The sequence below is a fragment of the Variovorax ginsengisoli genome (genome assembly GCF_030811835.1).
Classification (GTDB): domain Bacteria; phylum Pseudomonadota; class Gammaproteobacteria; order Burkholderiales; family Burkholderiaceae_C; genus Variovorax; species Variovorax ginsengisoli_C.
Genome location: NZ_JAUSRO010000016.1, coordinates 36,770 through 52,712 on the forward strand (window position 1 = coordinate 36,770; position 15,943 = coordinate 52,712).

17 protein-coding genes are annotated in these 15,943 nt (G+C 65.2%); 5 read left to right on the plus strand and 12 right to left on the minus strand.

Annotated features, from left to right (window positions below; genetic code table 11):
* Window positions 1-12: 12 nt before the first annotated feature.
* Window positions 13-2,082, minus strand: coding sequence for a sodium-translocating pyrophosphatase (locus tag J2W36_RS21770; protein ID WP_307691974.1), 2,070 nt, complete (start codon window positions 2,080-2,082; stop codon window positions 13-15).
* A gap of 251 nt (window positions 2,083-2,333) precedes the next feature.
* Between J2W36_RS21770 and ppa the strand changes: the two genes are divergently transcribed.
* Window positions 2,334-2,861 carry an inorganic diphosphatase gene (gene ppa / locus J2W36_RS21775; protein WP_307691867.1) on the plus strand — a complete coding sequence of 176 codons (528 nt, stop codon included), beginning with the start codon at window positions 2,334-2,336 and terminating at the stop codon, window positions 2,859-2,861.
* Window positions 2,862-2,899: 38 nt separating this feature from the next.
* On the opposite strand, the gene J2W36_RS21780 is transcribed toward ppa, so the two are convergent.
* The 3 genes from J2W36_RS21780 to J2W36_RS21790 form a co-directional block, all read right to left on the minus strand.
* Entirely contained in the window at window positions 2,900-3,559 is a 660-nt protein-coding gene (locus J2W36_RS21780; RefSeq protein ID WP_307691868.1) for a YitT family protein, read from the minus strand.
* Window positions 3,560-3,568: 9 nt separating this feature from the next.
* Window positions 3,569-4,558 carry a Bug family tripartite tricarboxylate transporter substrate binding protein gene (locus tag J2W36_RS21785; RefSeq protein ID WP_307691869.1) on the minus strand — a complete coding sequence of 330 codons (990 nt, stop codon included), beginning with the start codon at window positions 4,556-4,558 and terminating at the stop codon, window positions 3,569-3,571.
* A 97-nt stretch (window positions 4,559-4,655) separates the two neighbouring features.
* Window positions 4,656-6,074 carry a M20 family metallopeptidase gene (locus J2W36_RS21790; RefSeq protein ID WP_307691870.1) on the minus strand — a complete coding sequence of 473 codons (1,419 nt, stop codon included), beginning with the start codon at window positions 6,072-6,074 and terminating at the stop codon, window positions 4,656-4,658.
* 114 nt (window positions 6,075-6,188) lie between these two features.
* Between J2W36_RS21790 and J2W36_RS21795 the strand changes: the two genes are divergently transcribed.
* Window positions 6,189-7,142 (plus strand): LysR family transcriptional regulator, encoded by a 954-nt coding sequence (locus J2W36_RS21795; protein ID WP_307691871.1) that lies wholly within the window; start codon window positions 6,189-6,191, stop codon window positions 7,140-7,142.
* Here the strand turns inward: J2W36_RS21795 and J2W36_RS21800 are convergent.
* Both J2W36_RS21800 and J2W36_RS21805 read right to left on the minus strand, forming a co-directional pair.
* On the minus strand, window positions 7,126-8,322 hold the full coding sequence (locus J2W36_RS21800) for a GNAT family N-acetyltransferase (RefSeq protein ID WP_307691872.1): 1,197 nt from the start codon (window positions 8,320-8,322) through the stop codon (window positions 7,126-7,128). The genes J2W36_RS21795 and J2W36_RS21800 overlap by 17 nt on opposite strands.
* Window positions 8,319-9,272, minus strand: a complete 954-nt coding sequence (locus J2W36_RS21805; protein ID WP_307691873.1) for a DMT family transporter — start codon at window positions 9,270-9,272, stop codon at window positions 8,319-8,321. The genes J2W36_RS21800 and J2W36_RS21805 overlap by 4 nt, the downstream gene beginning before the upstream one ends.
* A gap of 162 nt (window positions 9,273-9,434) precedes the next feature.
* Between J2W36_RS21805 and J2W36_RS21810 the strand changes: the two genes are divergently transcribed.
* A complete protein-coding gene (locus J2W36_RS21810) occupies window positions 9,435-9,773 on the plus strand; it encodes a P-II family nitrogen regulator (protein ID WP_307691874.1) in 339 nt (112 codons plus the stop codon).
* Here J2W36_RS21810 and J2W36_RS21815 read toward each other — a convergent pair.
* The 6 genes from J2W36_RS21815 to J2W36_RS21840 all read right to left on the minus strand — a co-directional run bounded on the left by J2W36_RS21815 (window position 9,770) and on the right by J2W36_RS21840 (window position 13,244).
* The gene (locus J2W36_RS21815) at window positions 9,770-10,360 is read right to left on the minus strand and encodes an LOG family protein (RefSeq protein ID WP_307691875.1); all 591 of its coding nucleotides are present in this window, start codon (window positions 10,358-10,360) and stop codon (window positions 9,770-9,772) included. The two genes, J2W36_RS21810 and J2W36_RS21815, sit on opposite strands and share 4 nt — an antisense overlap.
* A gap of 34 nt (window positions 10,361-10,394) precedes the next feature.
* Complete coding sequence (locus J2W36_RS21820; protein WP_307691876.1) at window positions 10,395-10,790, minus strand: diacylglycerol kinase; 396 nt, start codon at window positions 10,788-10,790, stop codon at window positions 10,395-10,397.
* On the minus strand, window positions 10,787-11,278 hold the full coding sequence (locus tag J2W36_RS21825) for an RDD family protein (RefSeq protein WP_307691877.1): 492 nt from the start codon (window positions 11,276-11,278) through the stop codon (window positions 10,787-10,789). The genes J2W36_RS21820 and J2W36_RS21825 overlap by 4 nt, the downstream gene beginning before the upstream one ends.
* 78 nt (window positions 11,279-11,356) lie before the next feature.
* On the minus strand, window positions 11,357-12,157 hold the full coding sequence (locus J2W36_RS21830) for a DUF3106 domain-containing protein (RefSeq protein ID WP_307691878.1): 801 nt from the start codon (window positions 12,155-12,157) through the stop codon (window positions 11,357-11,359).
* A 98-nt stretch (window positions 12,158-12,255) separates the two neighbouring features.
* A complete protein-coding gene (locus tag J2W36_RS21835; RefSeq protein ID WP_307691879.1) occupies window positions 12,256-12,681 on the minus strand; it encodes a DUF3619 family protein in 426 nt (141 codons plus the stop codon).
* Window positions 12,678-13,244, minus strand: a complete 567-nt coding sequence (locus tag J2W36_RS21840; protein WP_307691880.1) for an RNA polymerase sigma factor — start codon at window positions 13,242-13,244, stop codon at window positions 12,678-12,680. The genes J2W36_RS21835 and J2W36_RS21840 overlap by 4 nt, the downstream gene beginning before the upstream one ends.
* Before the next feature lie 282 nt (window positions 13,245-13,526).
* On the opposite strand from J2W36_RS21840, the gene J2W36_RS21845 reads away from it, so the two are divergent.
* Together J2W36_RS21845 and ilvN are read left to right on the plus strand one after the other, a co-directional pair.
* Complete coding sequence (locus tag J2W36_RS21845) at window positions 13,527-15,305, plus strand: acetolactate synthase 3 catalytic subunit (protein ID WP_307691881.1); 1,779 nt, start codon at window positions 13,527-13,529, stop codon at window positions 15,303-15,305.
* A 135-nt stretch (window positions 15,306-15,440) separates the two neighbouring features.
* On the plus strand, window positions 15,441-15,932 hold the full coding sequence (gene ilvN, locus J2W36_RS21850) for an acetolactate synthase small subunit (protein WP_158722722.1): 492 nt from the start codon (window positions 15,441-15,443) through the stop codon (window positions 15,930-15,932).
* The last annotated feature ends 11 nt before the right edge of the window (window positions 15,933-15,943 follow it).

Consider the following 15,943-nt stretch of genomic DNA (forward strand, 5'->3'; position numbering starts at 1 on the left):
GGCCCGTGTGGCTCAGCCTGCGTGGAACCTCACCACCAGTGGCACGATCAGCAGTGCCACGATGTTGATGATCTTGATCAGCGGGTTGACCGCCGGGCCTGCCGTGTCCTTGTAGGGGTCGCCCACGGTGTCGCCGGTCACGGCGGCCTTGTGCGCTTCGGAGCCTTTGCCGCCGTGGTGGCCGTCCTCGATGTACTTCTTGGCGTTGTCCCAGGCGCCACCGCCCGTGCACATGCTGATCGCGACGAACAGGCCGGTGACGATGGTGCCCATGAGCAGCCCGCCCAGCGCCTTGGGTCCGAGCGCCAGGCCGACGACGATCGGCACCACCACCGGCAGCAGCGAAGGAATCATCATCTCCTTGATGGCCGCACCGGTCAGCATGCCGACAGCCTTGCCGTATTCGGGCTTGGCCGTGCCTTCCATGATGCCGGGGATCTCACGGAACTGGCGGCGCACTTCCTCGACCACCGCACCGGCCGCGCGTCCGACGGCCTCCATCGCCATGGCTCCGAACAAGTAGGGGATCAAGCCCCCAATGAACAGGCCGATGATCACCATCGGGTCGCTCAGGTTGAAGTCGATGGACTGGCCGTAGCTCTCCAACTTGTGGGTGTAGTCTGCGAAAAGCACGAGAGAGGCCAGCCCCGCCGAGCCGATTGCATAGCCTTTGGTCACCGCCTTGGTGGTGTTGCCCACGGCATCGAGCGGGTCGGTGACCGCGCGTACGCTGGCGGGGAGTTCGGCCATCTCTGCGATGCCGCCGGCGTTGTCCGTGATCGGCCCGTAGGCGTCGAGCGCTACCACGATGCCGGCCATGCTGAGCATGGCCGTGGCGGCCACCGCGATGCCGTAGAGGCCAGCAAGCAGGTAGGAAGCCAGGATCGCGATGCACACGCAAATTACCGGCCAGGCGGTCGAGCGCATCGACACGCCCAGGCCGGCGATGATGTTGGTGCCGTGGCCGGTGGTCGACGCCTGTGCGATGTGTTGCACCGGTTTGTACTGCGTGCCCGTGTAGTACTCGGTGATCCAGACCAGCGCCGCGGTGAGCGCCAGCCCGACGAAGCAGGCGCCGAAGAGCTTCAGAACGCTGCCCGTCGGTGCAATGGCGTTGTCCGGGATCAGCCAGGCCGTGACGAAATAAAAGGCCACCAGCGACAGCACACCCGCCACCGCCAGGCCCTTGTAGAGCGCAGGCATCACGTTGGTCATGCCCGGTGAGGCCTTCACGAAAAAGCACCCGATGATGGACGCGATGATCGACACAGCCCCCAGTGCCAGTGGATACACCACCGCATTCACCGGCGCGGCCGTCACCATCAACGCGCCCAGCACCATGGTGGCGATCAGCGTGACGGCGTAGGTCTCGAACAGGTCAGCGGCCATGCCGGCGCAGTCGCCCACGTTGTCGCCCACGTTGTCGGCAATCACTGCCGGATTGCGCGGGTCGTCTTCCGGAATGCCGGCCTCGACCTTGCCCACCAGGTCGGCGCCGACGTCGGCGCCCTTGGTGAAGATGCCACCGCCCAGCCGCGCGAAGATGGAGATCAGCGAGGAGCCGAAGGCGAAGCCGATCATCGGATTGAGCAACGTGGCGAGCTTCGTGGTGGGCGTGAGGTGGCCGTTGCCCGTGAGAAACCAATAGAACACCGTGACGCCGAGCAGGCCGAGCCCCACCACCAGCATGCCGGTGATGGCCCCACCGCGGAAAGCAACGTCGAGCGCAGGCCCGATGCCTTGCGTGGCGGCTTGTGCCGTCCGCACGTTGGCGCGCACAGACACGTTCATGCCGATGAAGCCGCAGGCGCCCGAGAGCACGGCACCCACCACGAAGCCGATGGCAGTGGTGGTGTCGAGAAAGACCCCAATGAGGATCGCCAGCACGACGCCGACGATCGCGATGGTGCGGTACTGCTTGGCCAGGTAGGCCGCAGCACCCTGCTGGATGGCCGCGGCGATCTCCTGCATGCGCGGATTGCCTGGGTCTTTGGCGAGGATCCAGCTGCGCGCCCAGACACCGTAGCCAACGGCCACGAGGCCGCAGACGATGGCCAGGACAAGGGGGGTGTTGCCAATCATGCCGTTCATCTCCATTTCGTTCGTTGTGACTTGTGGAGACGAAAGCACGGCCCGGTGCGCAACGCGTACGGGACCTTGCTTCCGCCGCGTTGCTTCCTCGAAGCCCGCTGCGCGAACGCATGGACCCGATTGGCCAACCACGGCAATTTACGCCCAAATGTCGTGCTTGGGGTGACCGGGACCGTCATGGAAAGTAAAATTCGGGTTTGTCCGCCCCCTTTCTTCAATTCACCTCTACTTAGAAAAAGACCATGTCCTTCGACAAAGTTTCCCCCGGCAAAAACGTTCCCGAAGCATTCAACGTGGTCATCGAGATCCCGATGAATTCCGATCCGATCAAGTACGAAGTGGACAAGGAATCGGGTGCGCTCTTCGTGGATCGCTTCATGACCACCGCCATGTACTACCCGGCGAACTACGGCTATGTGCCGCAGACGCTCAGCGGCGACGGCGACCCGGTCGACGTGCTTGTGATCGCCCCGTACCCGCTGCTGCCCGGCGTGGTCGTACCCTGCCGCCCGCTGGGTATCCTGATGATGGAAGACGAAGCCGGCGTCGACGGCAAGGTGTTGGCCGTGCCTACCACCAAGGTACTTCCGATCTACAGCCACTGGAATTCGATCGATGACGTGAACCCGATGCGCCTGAAGGCCATCAGCCACTTCTTCGAACATTACAAGGACCTGGAAGCCGGCAAGTGGGTCAAGGTGCTGGGCTGGGAAGGCATCGAGGCGGCCAAGAAGGAAGTGCTCGACGGCATCGCGAATTACGCCAAGTAATCACGGGTCACTGGCGCGAATATCCGCCTGCTGGCGGATCAAATGCCCAGGTAGCGACCTGGGCGGTGATTGATCGCAAGCACGATATTCAGCGCGATCGCGCCAATGACCGAACAGACCACACGCATCGGCTCGATGGCGAACAGAGCCATCAGCACGATCGTGCAGTCGATGCTCATCTGCACCTTGCCTGCGCGCCAGCCGTAGCGGTCCTGCAGCCAGAGCGCCAGCACGCCGAAGCCGCCCAGGCTGCATTTGTGGCGAAACAGGATGAGGAAACCGGTCCCTGTGATGAGCCCGCCCGCCACGGCGGCATACAGCGGTGCCAGCGAGGCAAACGCCAGGAAGTGGGACTGCAACGTGGTCAGCGCGGACAGCAGCGCCACGGCAATGAAGGTCTTCACTGTGAACGCAATGCCCAGCTTGCGCAGCGCGAGCCAGTAGAAGGGCAGGTTGAGCACGAAGAACACCGGCCCGAAGCCGACACCCGTCAGGTAGTGCGCCAGAAAGGCAATGCCCGCCGTGCCACCGGTCAGCAGGCCCGCACCGGTGAAGAAGGCCACGCCGACCGAAATGAGCAGCGTCCCGCTGCACAGCGCCAGCGCGTCTTCGGTGCGGCTGTGCTTGTGCGCAGCCGCCACCTCGTCGGCTGGCCAGGCGTCGGAGATCGGGATGTCGTCGTGCGCGGATTCGCTCATTGCGAGAGCTTATTCGGGCTGGATGCCCGCACGGTGCGCCAGCGCAAGGTAGCGCGAGATTTCCTGCTCCATCTGCGTGCGGAACGCCACGCTGCCGATGGCCACTGGCTCCATGCCCTGTGCGCGCAACTGCGCTTGCAGGGCCGGGTCGGCCATGGTGGCCATCACGTCGTGTTGCAGGCGTGCGAGCACCGCAGCGGGCGTGCGCGCCGGGGCGGCAAAGCCATACCAGGCATCGAACGTGGCTGCGGGCAGCTTGAGTTCGGCCATGGTCGGCACATCGGGCAACAGGCTCGCTCGCGTTGGGCCCACGATGCCCAAGGCCCGCAGCTTGCCGGACTTCACATGCGGGGCCACGCTGGCCACGGTGTCGATCCCCATCTCGATCTCGCCGCCGATCACGGCCATGGTGCTCTGGCTGCTGCCCTTGTAGGGCACATCCTGGAGCTGCACGCCCGCGGCGAGTGCAAACAGTTCCCCCGCCAGGTGCGGACCGGACCCGCTGCCGAACGTGGCGTAGCGCACGCTCTTGGGCGTGGCCTTGGCTGCGGCGATCAGTTCGTTGATGTTCTTCCAGGGCGAGCTGCCATTGACCACCAGCACCAGTGGGGTGCGTGCGACGATGGCGATGGGGGCGAGGTCTTTCATCGGGTCATACGGCAGCTTGGCACGCAGGGCCGGGTTCACGGTGTAGCTGGTCGAGCCCGACAGCAGCAGCGTGTAGCCGTCGGGCGCCGCCTTGGCGACGGCATCGGTGCCGATGATGGTCGACGCTCCTGGCTTGTTGTCGATGACCACCGGCTGCTTGAACTGGGCGGCCAGCTTCACGCCCATGGCGCGCGCCACGATGTCGGTACCGCCGCCGGGCGGAAAAGGCACGACGAGTCGCACGGGTTTGGTGGGCCATGCGTCCTGGGCGAACGCGGCGCCGGATGCGGTGACGACGGCCAGGGCCGTGAAGGCGAGGGCGGGCAGGCAGCGAAGGGCGATGTGTTTCATGGTTTTTTTGCGTGCGGTCTGGGTTGTTTGATGGCGTGTCGGCGGTGTGTCGGCGATGCAAGGGGGGCGCAGCGGGCCGCCGTGTGGCACGGCGTGCTCAGGCATGCGCAGCGTTCAATGCGCCTGCTGTCCAGGGAGCCTCTGTGTGCTCACCCAGGTCCCAGTAAAGACCGGCCATGATCTGCAGGCCCTCGCGGGCCAGCGGAGCCAGAAGATGTTCATTGGGCGCGTGCTGCGCGCAGGCCGGATAGGAATGCGGTACCCACAGCGTGGGCAGCCCCAGCAGGTCTGCGAAGACGTCGTTGGGCAGCGAACCGGCCAGATTGGGCAGCAGGTCGGGCCGTTGGCCGGCGCTGCGTTCGATGGAATCCTGTGCCCAGTCCACCCAGGGGTTGCCGAGGTCCAGGCGCGTGGCGGCTCCCGTGAGCGTGAGGGCGACCTCGACCTGTTCGAAGCCGTGCGCGTCCAGGTGCGCGCGCACGATGGCCTCGAGTTCCTTCCAACGCGTGCCCACCACGAAACGCAACTGGCAGTGTGCAACCGCCTCGCCGGGAATGGCGTTGACGGGCCGCTGCGCATTGCCGGCGCCCAGTGCGAGTACCTCGATGGTGTTCCATGCCATCAGCCGTTCGGCCGCGTTCAGGCCGGGCTCGCCCCAGTCGGCATCGAGCGCCGGGTCGTCGGCTCCCCCGCCGATGGCAATGGGGGCAAGCGCCGCGCGCACGGTGTCGGTGACCGGCGGCGGAAGAAGGCCTTCGACGCGGATGCGGCCTCGCGCGTCGACCAGGCTGGCCACCGCGTGGCTGAGTACCGTGCCCGGATTGGCCAGCACGCCGCCCCAATTGCCGGAGTGGTAGCCGCGCGAACGGCTTTTCAGGCGCAGGCTGAAGTTGACGGCGCCCCGCGAACCCAGGAAGAGCGTGGGCCGGCTGGCGCTCACGCGCGGGCCATCGCAGGCGATGAAGAGGTCCGCGCGCAGCTTGTCGCGCTGCTGTTCGCATACTGCGTGCAGGCCGGGCGACGCCGCCTCTTCACCCATCTCGATGAGCACCGTCATGTTGTAGCCGAGCCGGCCATCGCGCGCACCGATGACGGCGGCCAGCGCGCCCAGGTTGACCGTGTGCTGGCCCTTGTTGTCGGCCGTGCCGCGGCCGTACCAGCGCTCGCCCTCGACGCTGAGCGTCCAGGGCGCGAGGCCTTCCCGCCAGTGCGCGTCCTGGCCGCTCACCACGTCGCCGTGGCCGTAGGTCAGGACCGTCGGGAGGGCCGGGTCCTCGGTGCGCCGCGCAATCAGGAAAGGTCCACCCCCTTCGACCGGGTTCGCGATGACGTCGCATTCGAAGCCCATGGCCGTCAGGGGGGGAATCAATTCGCTCTGGAGGTAGGCACCCAGCGCCGGCGTTGCCGCACCGGTGTCGCTTTCGGTGCGAAAAGCGACGCGGCGCTGCAGGTCGGTGAAGAAATGGCCGTCGTCGAAGTAGCGGGCGGCGGCGGCCAAGCTGTCGGTTCGTTGCATGAAGTGCTCCTTGTGCGGGGGATGCATGCAAGTAGAAAGCCCGTTCTGCGTTGCCACTACCACCGTATTGGCAAGCTACCATTGCTTTTGAAGCAATAGCCAAAGGACGGTTCGATGACCCCCGTACTGAGCATTCCAATGCGCCACTTCCTCGAGGTGGCGCGCAGTGGTTCGGTCAACCAGGCTGCCGCACGCCTTTATGTGGCGGCGTCGGCGGTCAGCCGCCAGATCGTGAAACTGGAAGAAAGCCTGGGCACCGCGCTGTTCGAGCGCCGTCCGCGCGGCATGGTCCTCACGCCGGCAGGCGAGCGCCTGGCTGCGCACCTGCGGCACACGGTGCTCGACAGCGAACAGGTGATCGAACAGGTGCGTGACCTCGGCGGCCAGCGCGCGGGCCGCATCCGTGTGGCCGTGACAGAGGGTTTCGCCGGCAACCTGATGCCGCATGCGATGCGCGAATTCCAGGCGCTGCACGACCACAGCCGCTTCGAGCTGCATGTGGGCGCACCGTCCGAAGTCAGTGCATTGCTCGCGCGTGCGGAGGCAGACATCGGGCTGAAATACGTGGTGGCGCCCGAAACGGGCCTGCAGGTGGCGCATTCGGTGGTCGCGCCTGTCTATGCCGCCATGTCGCCTGCGCACCCGCTCGCGCGGCAGCGGGTGGTGCAGGTGTCTGACGTGGTGCGCTATCCGCTGGTGGTGGGCAGCCGTGGCGTGACAACCACGCGCCAGCTCTTCGACTTGGCGTGCAGCGAGCAGGGCCTGCAGTACCAGGCGAACTTCGTGAGCAACTTCTCGGCGGCGCTGCTGCCGCTCATGCGCACGCCCGACATCCTGTTGGCGGGCCTGCACACGCTGGCGCACCTGATCAATGCGGGCACGCTCGTGGCCAGGCCCTTTGCCGAAGTGCAGTTGCAGCAACGGCGCCTGCAGGTGTTGCAGCTGGAGGGGCGCACGCTGCCGGTGCTCGCCCAGTCCTTTGTCGAGCATCTGTTGGGCGTGCTCACGCTGACCGGGCGCCGCCGGCTCGGGCGGGCGCGGCAAGGCGCAATCAGTCCGCTGCCTTGAACGGACTGCGTTCGCCCAGGTGGTCGATGTAGTTCTCGATGCCGGCGCCTTCGCGTTCGAGAAAGCGCTCGACGGCATCGGCAAAGTCCGGGTGTGCCAGCCAGTGGGCGCTGGTGGTCCGGACCGGCATCAAGGCGCGCGCCATCTTGTGCTCGCCCTGAGCGCCGCCCTCGAAACGCTGCACGCCGTGCGCAATGCACCACTGCAGGGGCTGGTAGTAGCAGGCCTCGAAATGCAGGCAGTCGACGCGCTCGAGCGCGCCCCAGTAGCGGCCGTAGGCCACGAGCGGGCGGGCCGTGTTGTCGCGTCCATCCGCGGCGCCTGGGGCGTCCGGGTCGCTCGCCGACAGCGCGATCAGGCTGGCCGCGATCGGCCGGCCCTCGCGTTCGGCAACGAAGAGCAGCCAGGCGTCCGGCAAGGTCGCTGCCATGCGGTGGAAGAAGTCGCGGCTCAGGTAGGGTGCATTGCCGTGTTCGCGGTAAGTGCGCGCATAGCAGCGATAGAAGAAATCCCAGTCGGAGTCCGTGATTTCGGCGCCGCGCGACCAGCGGAAGGTCACGCCCGCATCGGCCACCTTGCGGCGTTCCTGGCGGATCTTCTTGCGCTTTTCCTGGGCGAGGCTGGCCAAAAAGGCATCGAAGTCCGCATCCTGGCGGTTGGTCCAGTGGAACTGGACGGTGTGGCGCAGCATCAAGCCTGCGTCCTTGCAGGCGGCGATGTCCTCGTCTGCACCGAACAGCAGGTGCAGCGATGACAAACCGGCCTGCTCGCACCACTGGATCAGCCCCTGCACCAGCAACGCCCTGCTGGGCGCGTCACGGGCCAGCAGGCGGCTGCCCGGCACGGGCGTGAAAGGCACTGCGACCAGCGCCTTGGGATAGTAGGCGAGTCCGTGCTCTTCGTAGGCGTTGGCCCAGGCCCAGTCGAACACATACTCGCCGTAGGAGTGGTCCTTGAGGTAGAGCGGGCAGGCTGCCAGCAACGTTGCGTCTCGCCACAGCGAGGCGAACTGGGCGGTCCAGCCGTTGGCGGGGGTGGCACTGCCACTGTCCTGCAGTGCCACGAGGTACTCGTGGCGCATGAAGGGGCTGGGCGCCGCCTGCCGGGCAAGCAGGTCGTTCCAGGCCGTGGCGTCGATCTCGGACGGATGGGCGTGAATGCGCAGGACGGGAGAGGTCACGGAGGAGGGCTTTTCAACGCTTGGCGGTGGGCGAGGATGTCCGCGACGTAGATGCCGGTGAGCACCAGGGCGAGCGCGGCCGCATGGTAGAGCGAAAGCTGTTTGCCAAGCACCAGCACGGCCAGCAAGGGCCCGAAGATGGGCACCAGGTTCAGGAACACGCCAGCGCGTGCCGGGCCGATCAGGCTGATCGCCTGGATGAAGCTCAGCTGCGAGATGAAGGACGGCAGCAAGCCGATGAAGACGATCAGCGCAACACCTTTGGCACTGGGCGCGACGAAGTCGCCGCGTGCGATCTCCACGGCCAGCAGGGGCAGCGACGCCAGACAGGCCACTGCCGCTGTGGCAGCGAAGAACACGATCGCTGGCACCGCAGGCCGCTGTCGCAAGCCCAGCGTGTAGAAGGTGTAGAGCAGGCAGGCGATGAGCATCCACACGTCGCCTATGTTCAGGCGCAAGCTGGCAAGCACCGCGAGTTCGCCCCGAGAGGCCACCACCACGATGCCGGCCATGGTCAGCAGCACGCCGACCACCTGCAGCCGTGTGATGCGCGTGCGAAAGAACACCAGGCTGCCCAGCAGGACCAGCGCGGGAATGGTCCCCTGGATGATCGCCATGTTGATGGCCGTGGTGTGGTGGGCTGCCGCGTAGAACAGGGCATTGAAGCCCGTAAAGCCGAACGTGCCCATCAGCGCGAAAAAACGCCAGGCGGGCAGCGCTGCGCGCCAGTGCGCTGCGATCTCGCGTCGGGAAAAAACCGCCAGCGCGGCACAACACACGACCCAGCGCGCGCAGGTGAGCATCATGGGCGACACCTCACCCACGGCCAGCCGCGCCGCCACCGCATTGGCGCCCCAGGTGAGCGTGGTGAACACCAGCAGCAGGTAGGCCTGTGCATTGAACCAGCCGAAGAAGGAATTGAGGGGGTTGCCTGGAGAGCTGGCGCGCATCGTCTGGCGAGCGTAACAGCGCCTCGGTGTCCCCGTGGTGCGCGGGGCTGCGCGGGCCGACCTTGTCGGCGAACGCCGATTTCGGGCCCAGCCTCGTGGCGACTGTCACAAATCGCGTTAATCTTGCGGTCACAGACCCGCAACTCCAGGAAGACCTACGCTATGAAGCAAATCACTGTCATCGTCAAACCCTTCAAGCTCGACGACGTGCGACAGGCGCTCGCCGAAGTCGGCGTCAGCGGCCTCACGGTGACCGAGGTCAAGGGCTTCGGGCGCCAGAAGGGGCACACCGAGCTCTACCGCGGCGCGGAGTACGTGGTCGACTTCCTGCCCAAGATGAAGATCGAGGTCGTGGTCAACGAAGCCGATGTCGAACGCTGCGTCGAAGCGATCATCGCCTCGGCCCGCACCGGCAAGATCGGTGATGGCAAAATCTTCGTGACCGAGGTCGAACGCGTCGTGCGCATCCGCACTGGCGAGGAAGACGAAGCCGCTGTCTAGACGATGTCGGCGAGCCTGTCGCCGCGCGGGCGGCGGGCAGCTTCTTCGATCAGCGCCTTCAGCAGGTCCGGCGCCACCGTGCCGGTGCGCACGAGGTCCATCTGCCAGTCGTTCATGAGGCCGCTGCCCACGCTATGGGCCAGGAAGGCCAGCAGGCCGTCGTAGTAGCCTGCCACATTGAGGATGCCCACCGGCTTGTCGTGGTAGCCGAGCTGGCGCCAGGTCCACATCTCGAACAGTTCCTCAAAGGTCCCAATGCCGCCTGGAAGGGTCAGGAAGGCGTCGGCGCGTTCACCCATCAGGGCCTTGCGTTCGTGCATGGTGTCGACCACGCGCAGTTCGTCGCACAGCGTGTTGGCCACTTCCTTGTCGACCAGCGCCTGTGGAATGATCCCCACCACCCGGCCACCGGCCAGGCGCGTGGCATCGGCCACCGCGCCCATCAGGCCCGTGCGACCGCCGCCATAGACCAGTTGGCCGCCCTGTTCGCCGATCCACTGACCGACGGCGCGTGCGGACGCCATGAATTCGGGATGTTCGCCGGGACGCGACCCGCAATAGACACAAATGGAAAAAGCTGGATTCATGGCGTGATCATGCCGGGTTTATATGGCAGTTTTTTCAGGCGACGAAGCATTGCCAGAGCGCGCTCAGCCAGATGCCGCTGGCCAGCAGCACCGACAGCAGCACGGCAGCGCTGCCCATGTCCTTGGCGCGTTTGGACAGATCGTGCCATTCGGGGCCGATGCGGTCGATGGCGGCTTCGACCGCCGTATTGAGCAACTCCACGATCATCACCAGCACGATGCTACCGGCCAGCAGGGCAGTCTCGACCCAATGGCGGCCGAGCCAGAATGCGGCGGGAATGAGAAAGACGGCAAGGATGGCTTCTTGCCGAAACGCCGGCTCGCCCCAGCCGGCGCGCAGGCCGTTGAGCGAAATGAGCGTGGCATGCCAGACGCGCGAAAAGCCGCTGCGGCCCTTCTGTGGATTGACGAGGGGGTCGTGGAAGCTCATCGGCTCATTGGAAGCGAAGTGATCAGGCGCGTGCCGCACCAGGCGTCGTGCCAGAACTGGCGCTGGGGATGAAAGCGCGCGAGCAGCGCCCACACGATGACCCAGCCGATGACGATCACTGTCGATTCGCCGCCGGACAGGTGGAAGGGCGCAATGACTGCCAGTGGCGGCAGAAACCAGACCCAGCTCGACACGTAGCGCAGCAGGGCCCGTGCCTGGGTGAGCGGCCGGCCGTTGCGGTCGACGACGCGCAGGCCCCAGGTCTTCATGGCGAGTGTCTGGCCCTTGGACCAGAAATACACGAAGTAGATGCCGAACACGACAAACAGGAAGGCTTGAAGAAGGTGGCGTCGCGCGTCCATGGCGTCGCGCATCTGTCCAAGGGTGCTGAACAGCCAGCCGGCGATGAACACGACGGCGAACATGAGCATGCCTTCATACATCCAGCAGGCCATGCGGCGCCACAAGCCGGGCGCGGGTGCCTTCATGTCGGCTATGGCGCCGGCAGGCGAGAGGGGTGATGACGCGGAAACCTCGGAGGAACTGGAAGCCATCGGCACCTTGGGTCAAGGCGCCTCGATCAGGGGCGCCGTCTGGACGCGCGCCGCGGGCGGCGCGGCCGCCGGAGGCGACGGCGCGGGCATTGTCGCAGCAACGGCGGGCACTTCGGCACTGGCCCCCGCCGGCGCCGTCGCTGGTGATGCCACCGAGAGGGCCGGAGTCTGCGGCATGGCCGCCGGGCTGGCTGCGGGCGGTGGTTGCAGCTGGATGCGGGGGCTGTGCAGGTTCTTGTTGGCGCCGGATGGCAGCGGTGCCAGCTTCTGCAAGGGGACCGGCCGGGCAACCACCGTGGCGCCATGGGTGCCGGTGTTGGCCCGCTCGGCCAGCTCGTGGCGTTGCGCTTCGGTGAGCGCCTGGTAAGACTCCCACTTGGCCTTGCGCTCGTCCAGCGGGACCTGCTTGACTTCGGCAAAGTTGAAGCGTGCCTGCGCGCGTTGCTGGTTGCTCAGGCGCGCCCACTCACTCATGCGGCTGCGCAGCGTGGCACGATCGGCGGCGGACATTTCGGCGTTGCTGCGGACCAACGCCAGCCATTTGCGTTTATGCCCCGGGTTGAGGGTGTCCCATTCGCCCGCCAGGGGCTGCAGAGCCTCCTGTTGCTTGGGTGTGAGTTCACGCCACAACGGTCGGGTGGCGGTGGCCTTTTCGGTGACGGCTGCTTTATCGGCCTTGTTGGCCGTTGCCGCCGATCCGACGGTCGCTATGCCGGACGCGGCCTTGTGCTGGGCATTTGCCGGCGAAGCCAACATGGTCGTACCGGCGATCAGCCATCCCAGGGCGCAGAACAGCATCTGTGTCTCGCGCATGCAACAAAAGCTCGTGGACAGACGTGAAAGCGGGTGCGAGCGCAGGGAGGCCCTGGCAGCCGGGACGGGGCGGGGCGACATGGCGGCGTGCGTGGCGTTCAACGTGGGGTTTCGGCTTCCGATTTCAGGAATTGGACGAAGCCCGGATCGGTGTAGGCAGCGGGCGGCAAATCGCCGGTCAGCAAGGCTGAATCCACATCGGCCACCTCGCTCGCGCGGTTGTCTTCCTGCACCACGCTGATGGCGACGAGACCCGCCACGAGGGCGACCAGTGGTACCACCGCGCCAATGCGTGTCCACCAGCCGCCACCGAGGGTGACGGTGTCATTGCTGACATGGGCGGTGACGGCAGGCCGCATCTGCGGCGCCATTTTCCGCTTGGCCAGTGCCTGGGCGCGTGCCACACGCAGGCGTTCGCCAATGTCGTGGGGCAGTTCGGCGTTGCCTTCGGACAGCCGCGCAGCCAAGCTGCGGCCGAACCGCGCTTCGAGCGCCGAACCGGAGTCAGAGTGCGATGTCTTCATAGCGATATTCCCTTGGCCTTGAGCGCTTTGCTGAGGGCGTGAACTGCGCGAGAGCAGTGCGTTTTGACGCTGCCTTCGGAGCAGCCCATTGCTGCAGCCGTTTCAGCTACATCCATTTCCTCCCAGTAACGCATCAGGAAAGCCTCTCGTTGACGTCCGGGCAGGGCGCTGATCTCTTCTTCGATTTCGTGGAACACCTGGGCGCGCCGGGTGGTGTCTTCGGCGCTTTCGGTTTCGCGGGAATCCGTTGGCGAGGCGTAGTTTTCCAGAAGGTCGAAGTCACCAGTGTCGTCTGGGGCCTCGAAATCGCTCAAATTGGAAAAAAGCGCGCGGCGCGTCTTCTGGCGGCGGAACCAGTCGAGCGTGCAGTTCGACAGGATCCGCTGGAACAGCATGGGCAACTCGTTGGCCGGTTTGTCGCCATAGTGTTCGGCCAGCTTCATCATGCTGTCCTGCACGATGTCGAGGGCCGCTTCTTCGTCCCGCACGTGATAAACCGACCGCTTGAAAGCACGGCGTTCAACGTTTTTCAGGAAATCCGACAGTTCTTTTTCAGTGGCCAAGCAAGGAAACGCGTCGAGGCGTCAAAGTGGGTTTCTCTCTCGCTACAAACTTATTTTTTATGCGCGCGGATTATGCCTTGCGCTTCAGCGCCCATCGTCGGCAGGCGGTAGTGGCCCGGTGGTGTCATAATGCGCCTTGCAAGTCAAAAGGCAAACGGGTCACGGTCCGGCGGTACATCCTCATCCGCCCATGGCTTTGGCCTCAAGTCCCGACGCGGCTCCACAAGGGCTGGCAAGGGGCACCCAAGGTTTTTCGTTCCCGAAAAAACACAAAGGTTCATCATGGAAATCTCGAAGGCGGAACTCGCTTCCGCAGCCGCCGCGTCGGCGGGCAACCAATCCCAGGAACTCACGGGCGCTGAAGTGCTGGTCAAGGCACTGCAGGCCGAAGGCGTCAATTACGTCTGGGGCTATCCCGGTGGCGCCGTTCTGTATATCTACGACGCGTTCTACAAGCAGGACACCATTCAGCATGTGCTGGTGCGCCACGAACAGGCCGCTGTGCACGCGGCCGACGGTTTTGCGCGCGCCACGGGCGAAGTGGGTGTGGCGCTGGTCACCTCCGGCCCCGGCCTGACCAACGCGGTCACCGGCATCGCAACGGCCTACATGGACTCGATCCCGATGGTGATCATCTCGGGCCAGGTGCCGACGGCGGCCATCGGGCTCGATGCGTTTCAGGAATGCGACACGGTCGGCATCACACGCCCCATTGTGAAGCACAACTTCCTCGTCAAGGATCCGAAAGACCTGGCGATGACGATGAAGAAGGCGTTCCACATCGCGCGCACCGGCCGTCCTGGCCCGGTCGTGGTCGACGTGCCGAAGGACGTGTCCTTCAAGAAAGTGACTTACACCGGCTATCCCGACAAGGTCGAGATGCGCTCGTACAACCCGGTGCGCAAGGGCCATGGCGGCCAGATCCGCAAGGCGCTGCAGTTGCTGCTCAACGCCAAGCGCCCCTATATCTACACCGGCGGCGGCGTGCTGCTGGGCAATGCGACGAACGAACTGCGCACGCTGGTCGACATGCTCGGCTATCCGGTCACCAACACGCTGATGGGCCTGGGCGCCTACCCGGCGAGCGACCGCAAGTTCCTCGGCATGCTGGGCATGCACGGCACCATCGAGGCCAACAACGCGATGCAGAACTGCGACGTGCTGCTGGCCGTGGGTGCGCGTTTCGACGACCGCGTGATCGGCAACGTCAAGCACTTCGCGCAGAACGAACGCAAGATCATCCATATCGACATCGACCCGTCGAGCATCTCCAAGCGCGTGAAGGTCGACATTCCGATCGTCGGCGACGTGAAGGACGTGCTGACTGAGCTGATCTCGATGATCCGCGAGGCCACGCAGAAGCCCGACGCGGGCGCGCTGGCCGACTGGTGGAAGACGATCGAAACCTGGCGCAGCAAGGACTGCCTCAAGTACGACCGCGGCAACCAGGACGTGATCAAGCCACAGTACGTGGTCGAGACGCTCTGGAACATGACCAAGGACGCCGACGCGTACATCACGTCGGACGTCGGCCAGCACCAGATGTGGGCCGCCCAGTACTACCGCTTCGACGAGCCGCGCCGCTGGATCAATTCGGGTGGCCTGGGCACCATGGGCGTGGGCATTCCCTATGCCATGGGTATCAAGCTGGCCAAGCCGGAGTCGGAGGTGTTCACCATCACCGGCGAAGGCTCGGTGCAGATGTGCATCCAGGAGCTGTCGACCTGCCTGCAGTACAACACGCCGATCAAGATCTGCGCGCTCAACAACCGCTATCTCGGCATGGTGCGCCAGTGGCAGGAGATCGAATACTCCGGCCGCTACAGCCACAGCTACATGGACGCGCTGCCCAACTTCGTGAAGCTGGCCGAGGCCTATGGCCACGTCGGCATGCTGATCGAGCGTCCGCAGGACGTGGAGCCCGCGCTGCGCGAGGCGCGCAAGCTCAAGGACCGTACGGTTTTCATGGACTTCCGCACTGACCCGACGGAGAACGTGTTCCCGATGGTCAAGGCCGGCATGGGCATCACCGAGATGCTGCTGGGTTCGGAAGACCTCTAGCGCGAGCGGCGGCGAAGCTACAAGTCCCCGTGTCCGAAGGACCGGGTTTCAACTTTTAATCGACAAATCTATTGTCCGTCGAGCCCGCGCATTACCGTGCGCGGGGGAGGGCGGCGAAAAGAGGAGTTCGCACACATGAAACACATCATTGCTGTCCTGCTGGAAAACGAGCCCGGCGCGCTGTCGCGCGTGGTGGGCTTGTTCTCGGCCCGTGGCTACAACATCGAATCCCTGACCGTGGCACCGACGGAGGACCCGAGCCTCTCGCGCATGACCATCGTGACGGCCGGTTCTGACGACGTGATCGAGCAGATCACCAAGCACCTGAACCGCCTGATCGAAGTGGTCAAGGTCGTCGACCTGACCGAGGGTGCCTACACCGAGCGCGAGCTCATGATGGTGAAGGTGCGCGCGGTCGGCAAGGAGCGCGAGGAGATGATGCGCATGGCGGAGATCTTCCGCGGCCGCATCATCGACGTGACCGACAAGAGCTACACCATCGAGCTCACCGGCGACCACGGCAAGAACGATGCGTTCCTCGAGGCCATCGACCGCGCCGCGATTCTCGAAACCGTGCGTACCGGTGCCAGCGGCATCGGGCGCGGCGAGCGCATCCTGCGCGTCTAGTTTTTCAATTC

Coding starts and splice junctions, on each gene's coding strand:
- J2W36_RS21795 (WP_307691871.1), top strand. CDS start 6,189: ATGACCCCCGTACTGAGCATTCCAATGCGCCACTTCCTCGAGGTGGCG.
- J2W36_RS21810 (WP_307691874.1), top strand. CDS start 9,435: ATGAAGCAAATCACTGTCATCGTCAAACCCTTCAAGCTCGACGACGTG.
- J2W36_RS21785 (WP_307691869.1), bottom strand. CDS start 4,558: ATGAAACACATCGCCCTTCGCTGCCTGCCCGCCCTCGCCTTCACGGCC.
- J2W36_RS21835 (WP_307691879.1), bottom strand. CDS start 12,681: ATGAAGACATCGCACTCTGACTCCGGTTCGGCGCTCGAAGCGCGGTTC.
- J2W36_RS21780 (WP_307691868.1), bottom strand. CDS start 3,559: ATGAGCGAATCCGCGCACGACGACATCCCGATCTCCGACGCCTGGCCA.
- ppa (WP_307691867.1), top strand. CDS start 2,334: ATGTCCTTCGACAAAGTTTCCCCCGGCAAAAACGTTCCCGAAGCATTC.
- J2W36_RS21845 (WP_307691881.1), top strand. CDS start 13,527: ATGGAAATCTCGAAGGCGGAACTCGCTTCCGCAGCCGCCGCGTCGGCG.
- J2W36_RS21830 (WP_307691878.1), bottom strand. CDS start 12,157: ATGCGCGAGACACAGATGCTGTTCTGCGCCCTGGGATGGCTGATCGCC.
- J2W36_RS21770 (WP_307691974.1), bottom strand. CDS start 2,082: ATGATTGGCAACACCCCCCTTGTCCTGGCCATCGTCTGCGGCCTCGTG.
- J2W36_RS21825 (WP_307691877.1), bottom strand. CDS start 11,278: ATGAAGGCACCCGCGCCCGGCTTGTGGCGCCGCATGGCCTGCTGGATG.
- ilvN (WP_158722722.1), top strand. CDS start 15,441: ATGAAACACATCATTGCTGTCCTGCTGGAAAACGAGCCCGGCGCGCTG.
- J2W36_RS21815 (WP_307691875.1), bottom strand. CDS start 10,360: ATGAATCCAGCTTTTTCCATTTGTGTCTATTGCGGGTCGCGTCCCGGC.
- J2W36_RS21790 (WP_307691870.1), bottom strand. CDS start 6,074: ATGCAACGAACCGACAGCTTGGCCGCCGCCGCCCGCTACTTCGACGAC.
- J2W36_RS21820 (WP_307691876.1), bottom strand. CDS start 10,790: ATGAGCTTCCACGACCCCCTCGTCAATCCACAGAAGGGCCGCAGCGGC.
- J2W36_RS21805 (WP_307691873.1), bottom strand. CDS start 9,272: ATGCGCGCCAGCTCTCCAGGCAACCCCCTCAATTCCTTCTTCGGCTGG.